The sequence below is a fragment of the Reyranella sp. genome (genome assembly GCF_965249915.1).
Lineage (GTDB): Bacteria > Pseudomonadota > Alphaproteobacteria > Reyranellales > Reyranellaceae > Reyranella.
In genome coordinates, this window is record NZ_OZ252257.1 from 1,385,101 (window position 1) to 1,399,839 (window position 14,739).

General features: G+C 65.5%; 17 protein-coding genes, 1 tRNA gene and 1 riboswitch. Of the genes, 11 read left to right on the forward strand and 7 right to left on the reverse strand.

The genetic code is table 11. From position 1 onward, the window contains the following. The first annotated feature begins 7 nt into the window (after nucleotides 1–7). Nucleotides 8–634: a glutathione S-transferase family protein gene (locus tag ACP15H_RS06795; RefSeq protein WP_425065441.1), complete on the forward strand. Its 627-nt coding sequence runs from the start codon at nucleotides 8–10 to the stop codon at nucleotides 632–634. A gap of 12 nt (nucleotides 635–646) precedes the next feature. Here ACP15H_RS06795 and ACP15H_RS06800 read toward each other — a convergent pair whose 3' ends face one another. After that, nucleotides 647–1,039, reverse strand: a complete 393-nt coding sequence (locus tag ACP15H_RS06800; RefSeq protein ID WP_425065442.1) for an SRPBCC family protein — start codon at nucleotides 1,037–1,039, stop codon at nucleotides 647–649. Nucleotides 1,040–1,118: 79 nt separating this feature from the next. Further along, entirely contained in the window at nucleotides 1,119–2,159 is a 1,041-nt protein-coding gene (locus ACP15H_RS06805) for a CobW family GTP-binding protein (RefSeq protein WP_425065443.1), read from the reverse strand. A gap of 114 nt (nucleotides 2,160–2,273) precedes the next feature. Here ACP15H_RS06805 and ACP15H_RS06810 point away from each other — a divergent pair, with 114 nt between their 5' ends. Continuing rightward, nucleotides 2,274–3,356 (forward strand): cyclase family protein, encoded by a 1,083-nt coding sequence (locus tag ACP15H_RS06810; RefSeq protein ID WP_425065444.1) that lies wholly within the window; start codon nucleotides 2,274–2,276, stop codon nucleotides 3,354–3,356. A gap of 20 nt (nucleotides 3,357–3,376) precedes the next feature. On the opposite strand, the gene ACP15H_RS06815 is transcribed toward ACP15H_RS06810, so the two are convergent. Next, a complete protein-coding gene (locus ACP15H_RS06815; RefSeq protein ID WP_425065445.1) occupies nucleotides 3,377–5,167 on the reverse strand; it encodes a fatty acyl-AMP ligase in 1,791 nt (596 codons plus the stop codon). Nucleotides 5,168–5,246: 79 nt separating this feature from the next. Beyond that, a riboswitch (cobalamin riboswitch) is annotated at nucleotides 5,247–5,450 on the reverse strand. Between the two features lie 61 nt (nucleotides 5,451–5,511). Between ACP15H_RS06815 and ACP15H_RS06820 the strand changes: the two genes are divergently transcribed. The 5 genes from ACP15H_RS06820 (at nucleotide 5,512) to ACP15H_RS06840 (ending at nucleotide 9,227) form a co-directional block, all read left to right on the forward strand. Next, on the forward strand, nucleotides 5,512–6,801 hold the full coding sequence (locus tag ACP15H_RS06820) for a serine hydrolase domain-containing protein (protein ID WP_425065446.1): 1,290 nt from the start codon (nucleotides 5,512–5,514) through the stop codon (nucleotides 6,799–6,801). A gap of 69 nt (nucleotides 6,802–6,870) precedes the next feature. Continuing rightward, nucleotides 6,871–7,557 (forward strand): DUF2076 domain-containing protein, encoded by a 687-nt coding sequence (locus tag ACP15H_RS06825; RefSeq protein WP_425065447.1) that lies wholly within the window; start codon nucleotides 6,871–6,873, stop codon nucleotides 7,555–7,557. Nucleotides 7,558–7,601: 44 nt separating this feature from the next. Continuing rightward, on the forward strand, nucleotides 7,602–8,228 hold the full coding sequence (locus tag ACP15H_RS06830) for a glutathione S-transferase family protein (RefSeq protein WP_425065448.1): 627 nt from the start codon (nucleotides 7,602–7,604) through the stop codon (nucleotides 8,226–8,228). 40 nt (nucleotides 8,229–8,268) lie between these two features. Then, nucleotides 8,269–8,652, forward strand: coding sequence for a DUF3574 domain-containing protein (locus ACP15H_RS06835; protein WP_425065449.1), 384 nt, complete (start codon nucleotides 8,269–8,271; stop codon nucleotides 8,650–8,652). Between the two features lie 56 nt (nucleotides 8,653–8,708). Further along, the gene (locus ACP15H_RS06840; RefSeq protein ID WP_425065450.1) at nucleotides 8,709–9,227 is read left to right on the forward strand and encodes a Dps family protein; all 519 of its coding nucleotides are present in this window, start codon (nucleotides 8,709–8,711) and stop codon (nucleotides 9,225–9,227) included. Nucleotides 9,228–9,247: 20 nt separating this feature from the next. On the opposite strand, the gene argE is transcribed toward ACP15H_RS06840, so the two are convergent. Further along, nucleotides 9,248–10,408 (reverse strand): acetylornithine deacetylase, encoded by a 1,161-nt coding sequence (argE, locus tag ACP15H_RS06845; RefSeq protein ID WP_425065451.1) that lies wholly within the window; start codon nucleotides 10,406–10,408, stop codon nucleotides 9,248–9,250. A 148-nt stretch (nucleotides 10,409–10,556) separates the two neighbouring features. Here argE and ACP15H_RS06850 point away from each other — a divergent pair. Next, nucleotides 10,557–10,649: transfer RNA gene (locus ACP15H_RS06850), tRNA-Ser, on the forward strand. A gap of 163 nt (nucleotides 10,650–10,812) precedes the next feature. Beyond that, the gene (locus ACP15H_RS06855) at nucleotides 10,813–11,244 is read left to right on the forward strand and encodes an FKBP-type peptidyl-prolyl cis-trans isomerase (RefSeq protein WP_425065452.1); all 432 of its coding nucleotides are present in this window, start codon (nucleotides 10,813–10,815) and stop codon (nucleotides 11,242–11,244) included. Nucleotides 11,245–11,270: 26 nt separating this feature from the next. On the opposite strand, the gene ACP15H_RS06860 is transcribed toward ACP15H_RS06855, so the two are convergent. Both ACP15H_RS06860 and ACP15H_RS06865 read right to left on the reverse strand, forming a co-directional pair. Beyond that, nucleotides 11,271–11,474, reverse strand: a complete 204-nt coding sequence (locus ACP15H_RS06860) for a hypothetical protein (protein WP_425065453.1) — start codon at nucleotides 11,472–11,474, stop codon at nucleotides 11,271–11,273. Nucleotides 11,475–11,592: 118 nt separating this feature from the next. Continuing rightward, nucleotides 11,593–12,396 carry a cobalamin-binding protein gene (locus tag ACP15H_RS06865; protein WP_425065454.1) on the reverse strand — a complete coding sequence of 268 codons (804 nt, stop codon included), beginning with the start codon at nucleotides 12,394–12,396 and terminating at the stop codon, nucleotides 11,593–11,595. 171 nt (nucleotides 12,397–12,567) lie between these two features. On the opposite strand from ACP15H_RS06865, the gene ACP15H_RS06870 reads away from it, so the two are divergent. Continuing rightward, complete coding sequence (locus tag ACP15H_RS06870; protein WP_425065455.1) at nucleotides 12,568–13,845, forward strand: acyl-CoA dehydrogenase family protein; 1,278 nt, start codon at nucleotides 12,568–12,570, stop codon at nucleotides 13,843–13,845. A gap of 80 nt (nucleotides 13,846–13,925) precedes the next feature. Continuing rightward, nucleotides 13,926–14,288: a hypothetical protein gene (locus ACP15H_RS06875; protein WP_425065456.1), complete on the forward strand. Its 363-nt coding sequence runs from the start codon at nucleotides 13,926–13,928 to the stop codon at nucleotides 14,286–14,288. Nucleotides 14,289–14,295: 7 nt separating this feature from the next. On the opposite strand, the gene ACP15H_RS06880 is transcribed toward ACP15H_RS06875, so the two are convergent. Further along, the gene (locus ACP15H_RS06880) at nucleotides 14,296–14,739 is read right to left on the reverse strand and encodes a hypothetical protein (RefSeq protein WP_425065457.1); all 444 of its coding nucleotides are present in this window, start codon (nucleotides 14,737–14,739) and stop codon (nucleotides 14,296–14,298) included.

Consider the following 14,739-nt stretch of genomic DNA (forward strand, 5'->3'; position numbering starts at 1 on the left):
GATATCGATGTCCAAGATCACGCTGTACGGCATTTGGCTGAGCGGCCCGACCTATAAGGCCGGTCTTGCCCTGTCGCTGATGGGGCAGCCCTTCGCCTACAAGCATGTCGACCTGCGGGCCGGCGCGCACAAGCAGCCCGAGTATCTCGCCATCAACCGTTTCGGTCAGGTGCCGGCGCTGGTCGACGGCGATCTCAAGCTCTGCCAATCGGGCTCGATCCTGCTCTATCTCGCCGAGAAGTTCGGCAAGATGGGCGGCAAGACGGCCGAGGAGAAGGCGCGCGTACGCGAGTGGCTGTTCTGGGAGTTCGACCGGCTCGCCTCCAACATCTATCGCCCGCGCGCGATCAAGCGCGGCTTCATGAAGGCCGACGACAACGTGCATCAGATGTACGTCAACCAGGCGGGCGATGCGCTCAAGGTGCTCGACGCCGCGCTGGCCAAGTCGGACTTCCTGGTCGGCAGCGAAGCGACCATCGCCGATGTCGCGGTTTATGGCGACGTTGCCTACGCCGAAGAGGGCGCCATCGATCTCAGCCCCTATGCCAACGTGAAGGCGTGGATGGGCCGGGTCGAGAAGCTGCCCGGCTTCAAGAAGTACGAGGACGTTCTGCCGAAGCAGGACGCGGCCTGAGCGACCCTTGGCTCAGGCGGACAGCGTCTTCTGCACGGCGCCTGCCGCCTGATCCATCATCGCGCCGACAATCGGGGCGAGTTCGTCCGGCAGCAGGTCGATCGTCCAGACCAGCCTGCTGCCCTGGGGCCCTGCAGGAATGACTTCTAGCGCGGCGTTGTAGTGGCTGGCCCGGCCGTCGACGACGGCGTAGACCAGCCGCCGGCCCTCGTCGTCGAGAGTGACCAGCCGTTCCCGCGCCACCATGCCGTTGAAGAAGGTGACGAGGCGGTCGCCGTCCTGCATCTCCAGCGCCGTCAGGAAGCCCGGCGCCACGCGCGTGTGAACCCGGCTGAAGTCACGAACGGCCGACCACACACGATCGGCTGAAGAAGTCAGGGAAATCTCTCGGCGCTGGGTTGCCATCGACGGCGCTCCTTGATCGGGAGCGTCATCTAGGCGACCGGCTGGCGTTGCGTCTGGCGATTTTCGGACGTGACCCCCATCAGGCCATCGCCGTCATTTCCCTCCAGCTTTCCTCGACGCTCTTGCGGTCGAGGTCGCGGGTGATGAACACCAGCCGCGACCGGCGGTCCTCGTCCGGCCAGCGGGCGAGCAGGGTGGGCGGATGGAAGGTGCGGTGCACGCCGTGGATCACCAGCGGCTGGTCCTCGCCAACGATGTTCAGCACGCCCTTCACGCGCAGCAGCCGATCGCCCCACGCGGCGCGCACGGCCATCAGCCAGCGATTGAAGAGGTCCCAGTCCAGCGGCTCGTCGAAGCCTAGGCAAAACGAGGCGATGTGCGCATCGTGGCGTGACCGGTCGTGATGGTGGGGATGATGCGCATGGTCGTGAGCCTCGGCGTTCAGCCATGCCTGCACTTTGTCGCTCTTGCCCGCGGGATCGAACGGGCCTGAGTCGAACAGAAGAGCCGGATCGATGTCGCCCTGCACGATCTCGAAGAGAGAGGCACCGGGATTGAGACCGGTCAGCCGTGCGCGCAGGCCGGCGCTGGCCGCGATCTCGGCGAGGTCGGTCTTGCTGATCAGCAGCCGGTCGGCGACGGCCGCCTGCTTCACGGCCTCCGGATGCTCGTCGAGCTGGCGCGCGCCGTTCACGGCATCGACCGTCGTCACGACGCCGTCGAGCCGGTAGTCATGGCTGATCATCGGATGATTGAGCAGGAGCTGCAGGATCGGCGCGGGATCGGCAAGGCCCGTCGTCTCAAGGAGCACGCGGTCGAAGGGCGGGATCTCGTCCTTTGCACGGCGGCTCGCGATGTCGCGCAGGGTCTTGTCGAGGTCACCCTGGATGGTGCAGCACACGCACCCCGATTGCAGCAGCACCATGTCGCCGCCGACCTGCTCCATGAAGAGATGATCGAGCCCGACTTCGCCGAACTCGTTCACCAGCACCAGGCTTCGGGCCATGCGCGGGTCGCCGAGCACGCGGTTGAGTAACGTTGTCTTGCCACTGCCGAGGAAGCCGGTGAACAGCGTCACCGGCATCCGCCCGGCCGACTTGTCGCGATCGAAGAGGCTCATCGAATGACACCCTCACATACGCATATGTAACAAAGTAACGATGCCGCTTCTGCTTGACGATGCAACCTGAGGGTATGACGCTTTCGGGATCAACAAAGAAAAGGAGGGGCGTCCATGGACTCGAGATATCTTCAGAACAACGAAGAGCTCAAGCGGCCGCAACAGGAGATCGACGAGGATCGCCGCTCGTTCCTGACGGCAGGCCTGATCGGCGGCGCCGTGGCGGCCGGGACGCTGGCGGCCGGTGCCGCGCATGCGCAGCAGATCGCGCAGGCCCCCGCGCTGACCGACAAGGCCTGGTGGCCGCATCCCAAGTGGGGCAAGGACGATCAGGCCGGCGCCTCGAACTACATGACGCCGGCCAAGGTCCTCGACACGGTGAAGCTGATCAAGGACGGCAAGGTCTACCGCATCGGCCGCATCTATGAATCTTCCATGCCGAAGTTCGGCGAGCGCGCCTTCACCTTGCGCATTCCCGGCAGCCCGACCGGCGGTCCCTTCGGCACCAACAGGCTGATCTACAACGACGAGTATCTGTCGACGGAGATCGGCCAGACCGGAACGCAGTTCGACGGCCTCGCCCACATCGGCATCCAGATGGGCAAGGACGGCGACAAGAACGAGATGCGCTACTACAACGGCGTCACCGACCAGGAGATGAACAGCGCCTATGGCATGAAGAAGCTCGGCATCGAGAACGTGAAGCCGTTCTTCACGCGCGGCCATCTGTTCGACGTCGAGGCGGTCAAGGGCGCCATGATGGAAGCCGGCCAGGAGATCACCATCGCCGACCTGAAGGCCGCGCTGCAGAAGCAGAACATGCAGGAAGCCGACATCAAGGAAGGCGATGCGGTGTTCTTCAACACCGGCTGGGGAAAGCTCTGGATGAAGAACAACGACAAGTTCAACGGCGGCGAACCGGGCATCGGGCTGGAGGCGGCCAAGTGGTTCATCGACAAGGGCATCGCGCTTACCGGCGCCGACACCTGGGGAACCGAGGTCGTGCCCAACCCGAACAAGGATCTGGCCTTCCCGGTCCATGCCGAACTGATCGCCAAGAACGGCATCTTCAACCACGAGAACCTGGATTTCACCGGGCTGATCGCCGACCGCAAATACCAGTTCGCCTACATCTTCTCGCCCGCACCCATCAGGGGCGCGACGGGATCGAACGGCGGCCCCATCGCGGTCACCTGATCGGGTGCCGAAGGAGCGCGCTAGGTCGGATAATCGCCGGCGGCGAACTTCGATTTGGCGTGCGTACGGCTGAGTTTTCCGGAAGAGGTGCGCGGCAGGCCGGGTTGGCGCTTGATCAGGACGACCCGGCCGTCGACGCCGGCGGCTTCCTTGACCGCCTGCTTGATGTCGCCCACCAGCGCCTCGCGTTCCGCGGGCTCGCTCGGATAGGCCTGAACGATGACAACGACGGCTTCGATGTCGCCGTCCTCGACCGAGAAGGCGCAGGCGTCGCCGCGGCCGACCTGCGGCAGCGCCTCGACGGCCCACTCGATGTCCTGCGGCCAGATGTTGCGGCCGTTCACGATGATCAGGTCCTTGGCGCGGCCGGTGATCACCAGCTCGCCCTTGTGCCAGTATCCGAGATCGCCGGTGTCGAGCCAGCCGTCGCGAAGCACGCGCGCGGTTTCCTCGCACTTCTGGAAGTAGCCCGGCATGACGCTGGGGCCGCGAACGAACAGCCGGCCGACATGGCGTTCGCCGAGAGGCGTGCCGGACTCGTCGCGGATCTCGACGCTGTGTCCGGCCATCACCTTGCCGCAGACGACGAAGTCTCGTGAACGGCCCGATTGCGGATCGGTGAAGCTGTCGACTTTGACGCCGCCGAACGACGCGCCGAAGCTCAGGCCGACACAGACCTCGGCCATGCCATAGCTCGGCATGAAGGCGCGCTCGTCGAAGCCCGCCGCCTTGAAGGCCTCGGTGAAACGCCGCAGGACGGGAAGCTGGATCATGTCGGCCCCCACGCCGGCCAGACGCACGCTCGACAGGTCGAGTTCGCCTACCGGCGCCGTCAGCGCGCGCCGGGTCAGGAGGTCGTAGCCGAAGCTCGGACTGTAGGTGATCGTGGCGCGGCGCCGTGAGATCAGGGAAAGCCACTGCATCGGCCGCCGCGCGAAGTCGCGGGGCGCCAGCAGGTCGACGCTGCGCTGCGCGCACATCGGCGCCAGGATGAAGCCGATCAGGCCCATGTCGTGATAGAGCGGCAGCCAGCTCACGCCGGAATCGTTCTCGTCGAGTCCCTGGGCGGCAATCGAGCCGTCGATGTTCGCCATGAGCTGGTCCTGGCGGATCTCGACGCCGAGCGGCGCCCGCGTGCTGCCGGAGGAGAACTGCACGTAGCAGGCCATGCCGGCGCGCAGCGGCTGCAGGTCGACCTTGGCCTCGGGTAGGGCGGTGAAGATTTCCATGCCACCGGCGAGACGCGCGGTCGTGCCTTCGGCGGCGCTGCGGGCGAACTCGACCAGCTCGTCGGGGGCGAGCACGCCCACGGCCTGTGCCGCGGTGATCTGCTTCCTGAGCTGGAAGATGTAATGCGCCTTGGCGCCGAGTCCGACCGGCACGGGCACCGGAACCGGCACGATGCCGGCATATTGGCAGCCGAAGAAGGCGATACAGAAGCCCGGCCAGGTGTCTGCGATGAGGATGAGCCGCTCGCCCGGCTCGATGCCGGCACCGATCAGGCGGCGCGCGAACGACAATGCCTCAGTACGGAGATGGCTGTAGGGCAGGCGGGTCAGGAGCTTGCCGCGGGCATCGAAGAAGTTGAAGCCGGTCTCGCCGCGGGCAGCGTAGTCCAGCGCCTCGGTCAGGCTGGTGAAGCCGCCGCGGCGGAAGGGCAGCGAGACATTGTGGGTCGGGGTCGGGACCGTGACCCAGCGTTCCGGGCTCGAATGCAAGGTGGACGCATAGCGTTGCATGCGCCTGGCGGGCCCATCGGCCGGCGTGGCATTTGTAAGAAGCGCAGGCAGGATTCCTCGGATCGACGTCATCTGACGATCTCCCAAACGGTTCGCACTAAGCGCGTCACCGCTCGGTTGACCGTCCCGTTGGATCATCCCGTCCATCGGAAGAGCGACGCTATCGCCGGCAGGTCTTCTGGCTCGCGGGTCGCAGCTCCTGCCCGTCTTCCCAGACCGAAGTCCAGTGACATATGGGCTCTCGCTCGCCGCTTACAGCTGCGGGTACAGCTGCCGATTGGCTCCCAGCCGAGGGAGCGGCACGGCATTCCCTGTTAGCCTCCGGTTAAGGAGGACCGTCGATAGGCACTCGTTAAGCTTGCGCTCGCCCTCGGTCAATTGCTTTGATGCTTCAAATATCGGGAGGAGACTGCAAAATGTCGATGATTCGGATGGCCGCCGCCGTGGCGCTTGGCCTCGCCCTGACGTGTCCGGCAGGGGCCCAGGGCATCCCCAAGGTCCAGTCCCCGGAAGAGGTAGGGTTTCTCTCGACCCGCCTCAAACGGCTCAGCGACCGGCTGAACGAGGGTGTGAAGAACAACGAGTTGCCCGGCGCCGTCGTCCTGATCGCCCGCAACGGCAAGATCGTGATGTTCGAATCCTACGGCTTCCGCGACAAGGACGCCAAGGTCGCAATGACCAACGACACGATCTTCCGCATCGCGTCGATGACCAAGCCGATCGTAACCCTGGCCGCAATGATGCTGATGGAGGAGGGCAAGCTCACGCTCGCCGACCGCGTGTCGACCTACATTCCGGCATTCGCCGACACCAAGGTCGCGGTCCCCAAGAAGAAGGAGGACGGCACGACGGAGATGGTGCTGGAGCCGCAGTTCCGGCCGATGACGGTGCACGACCTGATGCGGCATACATCGGGCCTGACCTATGGCGCGGTTGGTGCCAATCCGGTGAAGCAGTCCTATCTCGACATGAAGGTCGCCGACCGCAATCAGACGAATGCTGAAATGGCCGACAAGCTGGGCAAGCTCGCGCTGCTGTACCAGCCGGGCACGACCTGGGAATATTCGATGTCCACGGACGTGCTGGGGCGCGTCGTCGAGGTCGCATCGGGCATGCCGCTCGACAAGTTCATCGAGGAGCGCATCACCAAGCCGCTCAAGATGGGCGACACGGCCTTCGAGGCCAGCGCCGACAAGAAGGCGCGCGGCGCCCGGCCGATGAAGGAGGGCCCAAAGAACGAGCTGCCGGCGATCCCCGATGTCACCGAAAAGTTCACCTGGCGCTCGGGCGGCGGCGGCATGGTCTCGACGGCGGCCGACTATGCCCGCTTCCTGCAGATGTTCGCCAATGGCGGCCAGCTCGACGGCGTGCGCCTGGTCTCGCGCAAGACGATCGACCTGATGACGGCCGACGCACTGCCGCCCGACATCAAGATGGGCGCCGACATGTTCCGCTTCGAGGCGCTCGAGCCCAGCGCCGCCATGGGGCAGGGTTTCGGGCTGGGCTTCGCCGTGCGCAACGTGCAGGGCGTCAACCCGCTGCCCGGTTCGCCCAACGACTACTTCTGGGGCGGCGCTTACGGCACCTATTTCTGGCACGATCCGCGGGAGCGGCTGTATGTCGTTTTCATGATGCAATCGCCGCAGGCCCGTCTGCGCTACCGCTACCTGATGCGCGACCTCGTCTACCAGGCGATGGTAAATTAGCCGCCTTGACGCTCCGCCGACGGACAACCACGTTGGCGGGGCCCAGCGTGGACGGGCGGGAGACTAGTCATGCAGCAGCAGGAACGCGATCTGATCTCGGGTCTGTTCGATCGGCTGAAGCCGTTCGAAACTCAGCCGCGCGACAATGAGGTTGAACAGTTCATCTGGGACCGGGCATCGAAGCAGCCTGCTTCAGCCTATCTGCTTGTGCAAACCGTGTTGGTGCAGGAGCAGGCGCTGAAGGCCGCGCAGGCCCGCATCGCCGAACTGGAAGCGAAGATTGCAGCCGCGCCGCAGCCGGAGGCCGGTTTCCTCGGCAGTGCGCCGAAGATCGGCCCGTGGGGGGCGCCGCGCACATCGGTGCCCCAGACGTCCGCGGCGGCACCCGCGCCGGCACCGGACGCCTCGATGGCTCCGCCCACGCGCTCGCCGCTGCAGGCCGCACTGGCACCGCAACAGCCGCCGCAACCCGCGGCGGGCGGCGGCTTCCTGCGCACGGCAATGGCGACAGCCGCCGGCGTGGCCGGCGGTGCGCTCCTGTTCGAAGGCATTCGCGGCCTGATGGGCAGCAATCCGTTTGGTCAGCAGCAGGCCGCCATTGGCGGCACCACACCGCCGGAACTTCTGCCGCCCGATGCGCTGCCCGACCAGCAGCAGGCCTTTGCCGACGACCAGGCGGGCGCGGGGCCAGACGACTACGACACGGCGTCGGTCGACGATGGCGGCTTCGGCGGCGACGACGACAGCTGGGCCTGACGCCCGGCGGACGATCTCATTTCAATGAACGGGGGACTCAGGAGATGATCGAGCTTCACACGTGGGGCACGCCGAACGGCCGCAAGGTTTCCATCATGCTCGAAGAGTGCGAACTGCCCTACAGCGTCCACAAGATCGACATCTCCAAGGGCGAGCAGCACAAGCCCGAGTTCCTGCGCATCAGCCCGAACAACCGGATCCCCGCGATCGTCGATCCCGACGGTCCGGGCGGCAAGCCGTACAGCCTGTTCGAGTCGGGCGCGATCCTGATTTACCTTGCCGACAAGACGAAGAAGTTCCTGCCGGCCGACGGCGCGAAGCGCTACGACTCGATCCAGTGGCTGATGTGGCAGATGGGTGGCTTCGGCCCGATGCTCGGCCAGGCCCATCACTTCCTGCGGGCCGCACCGTCGAAGATCGAATATGGCATCAAGCGCTACGTCGACGAGGCCAAGCGTCTCTATGGCGTCCTCGACAAGCAACTCGCCGGCAATGCCTTCGTGGCGGGCGAGGACTATACGATCGCCGACATGTCGATCTTCCCGTGGACGGCGCGTCACGAGTGGCACACCGTGAACCTTGCGGACTTTCCCAACGTGAAGCGCTGGTACGACATCGTGAACGCCCGGCCTGCCGTCGCCAAGGGCATGGCCGTTCCCTATCTCAACTAGGATGCTGCCCGGGGCCTGGCGCGGAGCTACGGGAGCAGCCTTGCTCTGCTCGACGCTCCTCGGCTGTGCACAGCCGGGAACACAAGCGGCGTGCGCGGCTCCGCTCAAGCCGGCCGTCGAGGTAAACCTCTACTTCGGTCGCGACAGACCGTCGGGCGGTGAGGTTAGCGATGCGGAGTGGGCGTCGTTCCTGGCCGAGAGCGTGACGCCGCAGTTTCCGGCCGGCCTGACGGTGATCGACGCGCGGGGGCAGCATCGCGACCCGGCCGGAGTCATCGGAGCCGAGCGCACGAAGCTGCTGGTGGTGGTCGTGTTCGATCCTCCGGCCCATAGGGCGAAGGTTGCCTCGATCGTCGACACCTATACGAAGCGTTTTGGTCAGCACGAGGTCTTCCGGGTCGAGCAGCCGGTCTGCGCCGGCTGACGGGTTCGGCGAAGCACGCTAGATTTTTCAGCGATAATCCATAGGAGAGTCAGCCCATGAGCAACGACGTCGATGCACGCAAAAAGGCCGCGCTCGCCACTCCGACCGACCTCGGCGAGAATGCCACCAAGGATCTGAGCGGCGGGCTCAACATCCTGCTGGCCGATGTGGCCGCGCTTTACTGGAAGACCAAGAACTTCCACTGGCACATGTCGGGGCCGAACTTCCGCGACTATCACCTGCTGCTCGACGAGCAGGCGACCGAGATCGACGCCATGACGGACGTGATCGCCGAACGCGTGCGCAAGCTGGGCGGCACGACGCTGCGGTCGATCGGCCATATCTCCCGCCTGCAGCGCGTGCTCGACAACGATGCCGACTATGTGACGCCGCTCGACATGCTTGCGGAGCTGCGCGACGACAACAAACAACTCTGCGTCCACATGCGGACGCTCCACGAACTCTGCGACGAGCATGGCGACATCGCGACGGCCAGCCTCATCGAGAACTGGATCGACGAGACCGAGAAGCGCGTCTGGTTCCTGTTCGAGACGACCCGCCGTACCGAGGGGTAAGCGACAGGCGGGGCGGGCGCCTACTGGCGCTCGGCCCAGCCGATCATCCGGCCGATGAACGCGTCGCAGGCATCCATCTGCGATTTCGCCACGAACTCGTTGGGCTGATGGGCCTGCGAGATGTCGCCCGGTCCGCAGATCACGGTCGGAATGCCGTGGCTGCGGAAGATGCCGGCCTCGGTGCCGTAGGGCACGGCATAGGTGCGATTGCCGCCGGTCCACTGCAACGCAAGCTTGGCGGCTTCCTCGTTCTCCTGCGGCATCAGGCCGGGCACGAAGGAGCGGCGCTTCAGCTGGATGTCGGCGTCGGGGTGCTTGGCCTTCATCTTCGGCAGCAGCAGTTCGGCGACATAGGCCTCGGCGCGGCGCTGCACTTCCCACGGATCGTCGCCGGGCAGGGTGCGATAGCCCCAGTTGAGCGTGCATTCGCGCGCGAGGATGTTGCCCGCCGTGCCGCCGGTCACGATGCCGACGTTGATCGTGGTATGGCCGGGCACGGTGTCGATGTCGGTGCGCGTGCGGCCCGCCAGCTCCACCTGCAGCTCGTTCAGCCAGTGGATGAAGTCGCCGGCGAAATGGATGGCACTGACGCCGAGATGCGTCATGGAGGAATGGGCTTCGACCCCGGTGAAGGTGGCGATGATGCCGCCGCCGGCGTTCTGCGCATTGACGACGCCCATCATGGTGGGCTCGCCCACGATCACGGCCTGCGGGCGCGGCACGTTGCCCACCAGTTTCTCGACCAGCGAATGCGCGCCCAGGCAGCCGATCTCCTCGTCGTAGCTGAAGGCGAAATGCATCGGCACTTTGAGTTTCGCCTTCTTGAGCGCCGGCACGTGGGCGAGGCAGGCGGCGATGAAGCCCTTCATGTCGCAGGTGCCGCGGCCGTAGAGATTGCCGTCCGGCTTCTCCGTCAGTGTCCACGGATCGGTGTCCCAGGCCTGTCCGTCGACCGGCACCACGTCGGTGTGGCCCGACAGGACGATGCCGCCCTCGGCCTCGGGACCGACCGAGGCGAACAGGTTGGCCTTGGTGCCTTCTGCGTTGGGGACCAGCGTGCTCCGAATACCGTGCTCGTCTAGGTAGCCCTGGATGTACTTGATCAGGTCGAGATTGGAGTTGCGCGAGGTGGTGTCGAACGCCACCAGGCGCTGGAGCATGTCGATGGAGCTGGAATTCATGGCCGCAGCGTCGCACGCTTCAGACCGCGACGCCAAGAGCCTGTAAAACCTCGCGAAATTACCGGCTCGTTTGACACCCCCGAGCCCGCCCGCTAGAACCGCCCGGCATCCGTCGTGGTTATGGTCGCCGGGGTCTTAACGGGTCTGCGGAGGGGTGGCCGAGTGGCCGAAGGCGGCGGTTTGCTAAACCGTTATAGGGAGATAATCCCTATCGTGGGTTCGAATCCCATCCCCTCCGCCATTACCTGCCCGATCGACCGGTTTCCGGTTTCGTCGAGGACGCTGAGGCGTCCGGTGGCTACGGACACTAGTGATGCGACCCGGCGCGCCGCACGCCTTTATTCCGAGCGTGGAGCGGGTTATCGGTCAGCACGCCCTCAGGGCGTTTGAGGAGGACAAGCCCCTTGCAAGTGACACGCCGCGTCATTATCGCGACCACAGCTCTCGCCGCTGCCTGTCCGGCTGGCGCGCAAACCCGAGGAAATGCCATGACAACCGAAAGCGGCCTGAAGATCATCGACATCACCGTCGGCACGGGCGCCAGCCCCAAGACCGGCCAGACCTGTGTCATGCACTACACGGGATGGCTCTACGAGGGCGACGTGAAAGGCAAGAAGTTCGATTCCTCCGTCGATCGCGGCTCGCCTTTCGAATTTCCCATCGGCGTGCAGCGCGTCATCGGCGGCTGGGACGAGGGTGTCGCAACCATGAAGGTCGGCGGCAAGCGAACGCTGATCATTCCGCCGCATCTCGGATACGGCGCTCGCGGCGCTGGCGGCGTCATTCCGCCCAACGCCACGCTGATTTTTGACGTCGAGTTGCTGGCGATCAAGTAGGCATCGTCTTCGCGCCGGCTCGATTGTTAGTTGAGGGTTGGCGACTGGCCCTCGCAGGCATCGGCGATGGCCGCGGACAGGGAAGGCACCCAGTCCGCGCTGGGCGCATTCACGAAGTGGCCGAGATGGTCACTTCCCCAGCAGATTGGCACGCCCGCAGCCAGCGAAAGGCTGCTGCACCAGTCACCAATCTCACCACTGAGCATCTTTGGAACGTAGACTTTGAGCATCTTCGATCTCCTGTTCACAAGGATCGATGGGCTGCCTCTGGCGCGATCCACGCAATATTCGCGCCAAGCGAGGCGAGCTTCTTTTTGATCGAGAAGCATCACAGTATTGTGGCGGTGGTCACGGTCTGGTCGGATCGCGTTCTGCCGCGCCGTTGATGATCGCTTCCAGTGCGGCGAGGCCGTCGGTGAGGGCGGCGGGACCGGGCTGCAGGATCAGCGGCGATTTGATCTCGTGCAGCCTGCCGTTGCGCACCGCCGGCAGGGATTCGAAGCCCGGCCGGGCGACGAACTTCTCGCTCTTGAATTTCTTGCCGCACCACGAGCCGATGACGATGTCGGGCGCCCGGCGGATCACGTCGTCGGCGGTGACGATGCGGTCGCGGGCGGATTTGCAGGGCGCCCGCTCGGGAAAGATGTCCGCGCCGCCCGCGGCCTCGATCAGCTCCGAGACCCAGGCGATGCCGGAGATCATGGGATCGTCCCATTCCTCGAAATAAACCCTGGGACGATGACCGGCGCCGCTCGTGCGTCGACGCGTGTCCTCGACGTTGGCCGCAAGCCGGTCGGCCAGTGCCATCGCACGATCCTGCGCCCCGACGAGCGCGCCCAGCATGCGGATCATGTCGAGGATCTCCGCCACCGTGCGCTGATTGAAGGCATGGACCGCGACGCCCGCGCGGACGAGGGAGGCCACCAGATCGGCCTGCAGGTCGGAGAAGGTGAGAACCAGGTCGGGCTGGAGGGCCATGATCTTCGGCATGTCGGCCGAGATGAAGGCCGATACGCGCGGCTTCTCGCGGCGTGCCTGCGGCGGCCGGACCGTATAGCCGGAGATCCCGACGATCCGGTCCTGCTCACCCAGCAGGTACAGCGTCTCGGTGGTCTCTTCGGTCAGGCAGACGATGCGCTCGGGCGGATACATGATCGCCCGACATTAGCAGGCCGGGCATGCGGACGACGACCGGCCTGCGCGGTGGTCGGTGAAGGCCCGTTGGTCTGCACGGCAAAACCACTGTGCCATTGACCGGAAACCACAGGTCTGTAGGGATTGGCCGCACCTGAAAGTCCGATCGACAGAAACGAGGAAACCCCAATGACCCAGAAGGCAGCGGCAGCAACCCGGAAGCCGGTCCGTCCCGATCTCGAAGCCGAGCTGAACAACCTCGCCATGTCGAAGGAGGCCCAGCCTCTGTTCGATGCGGTGAAGGCGCATATCGCCGAGAACGTCGCGCCGATCCTCGAGGAGTTCCAGCGCCTGGGCGAGGGTCGCAAGGATCGCTGGAGCTGGGCGCCGGGCCAGCTCGAGCTGCTCGAGGCTGCAAAGAACAAGGCCAAGGCCTCGGGCCTGTGGAATTTCTTCCTGCCCCATTCCGAGATCGGCCGCGGCCTCACCAATCTCGACTACGCCTACATCGCCGCCGAACTGGGCAAGTATCCGCTGGCGTCGGAATCGCTGAACTGCTCCGCGCCCGACACCGGCAACATGGAAGTGCTCGAGAAGGTCGGCACGCCCGAGCAGAAGGAGAAGTGGCTGAAGCCGCTGCTGAACGGCGAGATTCGCTCGGCCTATGCGATGACGGAGCCGGGCGTGGCTTCCTCGGATGCCAAGAACATCACCACGCGCGCCGAACTGGTCGGCAACGAGTGGGTGATCAACGGCGAGAAGTATTACATCTCCGGCGCCGGCGATCCGCGCTGCAAGATCATGATCGTCATGGTCAAGACCAGCCCGGATGCCTCGCCGCAGTTCCAGCAGTCGCAGATCCTGGTGCCGATGGGCACGCCCGGCCTCGAGATCGTGGGCCCGATGACCGTGTTTGGCCACGATCACGCGCCGCGCGGCCACATGCACCTCAAGTTCAACAACTGCCGGGTGCCGGCCGAGAACATCCTGCTGGGCGAGGGCCGGGGCTTCGAGATCAGCCAGGTCCGCCTCGGACCGGGCCGTATCCATCACTGCATGCGCTCGATCGGCGCCGCCGAGAAGGCCATCGAGCTGATGGTCAAGCGCGGCTCGACCCGAACCGCCTTCGGCAAGCCGCTGATCCAGCTCGGCAAGAACCTTGAGCTGGTGAGCCGGGCGCGCATCGAGATCGAGGCGATGCGCCTCATGGTGCTGAAGGCCGCCAAGGCGATGGACGTGCTGGGACATCGCGAGGCCCGCGTCTGGATCAGCATGGTCAAGGCGATGGTGCCGGAGAAGGTCTGCCTGATCATCGACCAGGCGATGCAGATCCACGGCGCCACCGGCCTGTCCCAGTGGTCGCCGCTCAGCGAGATGTACGTCAACCAGCGGCACCTCCGGTTCGCCGACGGTCCGGACGAGGTCCATCACATGGTGGTGGGCCGCGCCGAGATGAGCCGGCACTAGGACCGGGACGGGCCCGGCCTTGACAGGCCGGGTCCCACCGTCTTTTTGTTGCGCACGGATCAGTGAGACTGGAAGAGCGAATGAAGGCGACCCGGACTTCCCTGCACGCGGCCCTCGTGCTGCTGCCGCTCCTGTTGGGCGGGTGCGAGGCTGCGACCTCGCTGCGAGGGGCGGGCCTGTCCGATCCCAAGCGGATGAAGAGCATCGACGACGCCTTCGAAGCGCGTGACAACTGCCTGGTCGCGAACATCCATCTGGCCGATGTCTACTCTGGCAGCGCCGAGTCGCTCGCCGCCACGGCGGCGGCCTCCTGCCAGACCCAGACCGACGTCCTGATCTCGCTCAGCAATCCCTACAGCGACCCGCGGATCACCGCGGCGATCCAGAAGGATTCGAGCTTCCGGGCGATGGGCTACGTGCTGAAGGCGCGAGGCCAGGGCTGACGCGCCGCTAGACCTGCCGCCACATCGGCGGGCGCTTGCGCACCGGGTCGAGCAGCGACCAGTCGCCCTGTTCGACGACATGGCCCTTGGGGAAGGGCGAGCGCGGCTCCTGACCGAGCGCGCGCATCACGCGATCGTCGCGGTAGTAGCAGAGCAGAACCACGCGATTGAGGGCGAAGAGCGGGGCGCCGCCTTCCTGCCTGAACCGCATCGCCACCTCGGTGCGGCGCTCCGGCGCGAGCGCGGCGAACGGGCCGCCGGACAGTTCGCTCAGTTGCTTCAGCGCGGTGCGGGCGTCCGGGGTGTCGCGTTCCAAGCTCTTCAGGATATCGGCAAAGATCAGCTCGTCGTCGGCCCCGGGCACGCCATGAGCGGTGCTCGCGGGGATCATGATGCCGGCCAGCAGGCGCAGGTCGCGGGCTTCGGCGTCCGTCAGGGTTCCGTAGGTCAT

Bases quoted from the DNA above. Each gene is read 5' to 3' on its own strand.
- ACP15H_RS06795 (WP_425065441.1), top strand. From the start codon at position 8: ATGTCCAAGATCACGCTGTACGGCATTTGGCTGAGCGGCCCGACCTAT.
- ACP15H_RS06800 (WP_425065442.1), bottom strand. From the start codon at position 1,039: ATGGCAACCCAGCGCCGAGAGATTTCCCTGACTTCTTCAGCCGATCGT.
- ACP15H_RS06805 (WP_425065443.1), bottom strand. From the start codon at position 2,159: ATGAGCCTCTTCGATCGCGACAAGTCGGCCGGGCGGATGCCGGTGACG.
- ACP15H_RS06810 (WP_425065444.1), top strand. From the start codon at position 2,274: ATGGACTCGAGATATCTTCAGAACAACGAAGAGCTCAAGCGGCCGCAA.
- ACP15H_RS06815 (WP_425065445.1), bottom strand. From the start codon at position 5,167: ATGACGTCGATCCGAGGAATCCTGCCTGCGCTTCTTACAAATGCCACG.
- ACP15H_RS06820 (WP_425065446.1), top strand. From the start codon at position 5,512: ATGTCGATGATTCGGATGGCCGCCGCCGTGGCGCTTGGCCTCGCCCTG.
- ACP15H_RS06825 (WP_425065447.1), top strand. From the start codon at position 6,871: ATGCAGCAGCAGGAACGCGATCTGATCTCGGGTCTGTTCGATCGGCTG.
- ACP15H_RS06830 (WP_425065448.1), top strand. From the start codon at position 7,602: ATGATCGAGCTTCACACGTGGGGCACGCCGAACGGCCGCAAGGTTTCC.
- ACP15H_RS06840 (WP_425065450.1), top strand. From the start codon at position 8,709: ATGAGCAACGACGTCGATGCACGCAAAAAGGCCGCGCTCGCCACTCCG.
- argE (WP_425065451.1), bottom strand. From the start codon at position 10,408: ATGAATTCCAGCTCCATCGACATGCTCCAGCGCCTGGTGGCGTTCGAC.
- ACP15H_RS06860 (WP_425065453.1), bottom strand. From the start codon at position 11,474: ATGCTCAAAGTCTACGTTCCAAAGATGCTCAGTGGTGAGATTGGTGAC.
- ACP15H_RS06865 (WP_425065454.1), bottom strand. From the start codon at position 12,396: ATGTATCCGCCCGAGCGCATCGTCTGCCTGACCGAAGAGACCACCGAG.
- ACP15H_RS06870 (WP_425065455.1), top strand. From the start codon at position 12,568: ATGACCCAGAAGGCAGCGGCAGCAACCCGGAAGCCGGTCCGTCCCGAT.
- ACP15H_RS06875 (WP_425065456.1), top strand. From the start codon at position 13,926: ATGAAGGCGACCCGGACTTCCCTGCACGCGGCCCTCGTGCTGCTGCCG.
- ACP15H_RS06880 (WP_425065457.1), bottom strand. From the start codon at position 14,739: ATGACCTACGGAACCCTGACGGACGCCGAAGCCCGCGACCTGCGCCTG.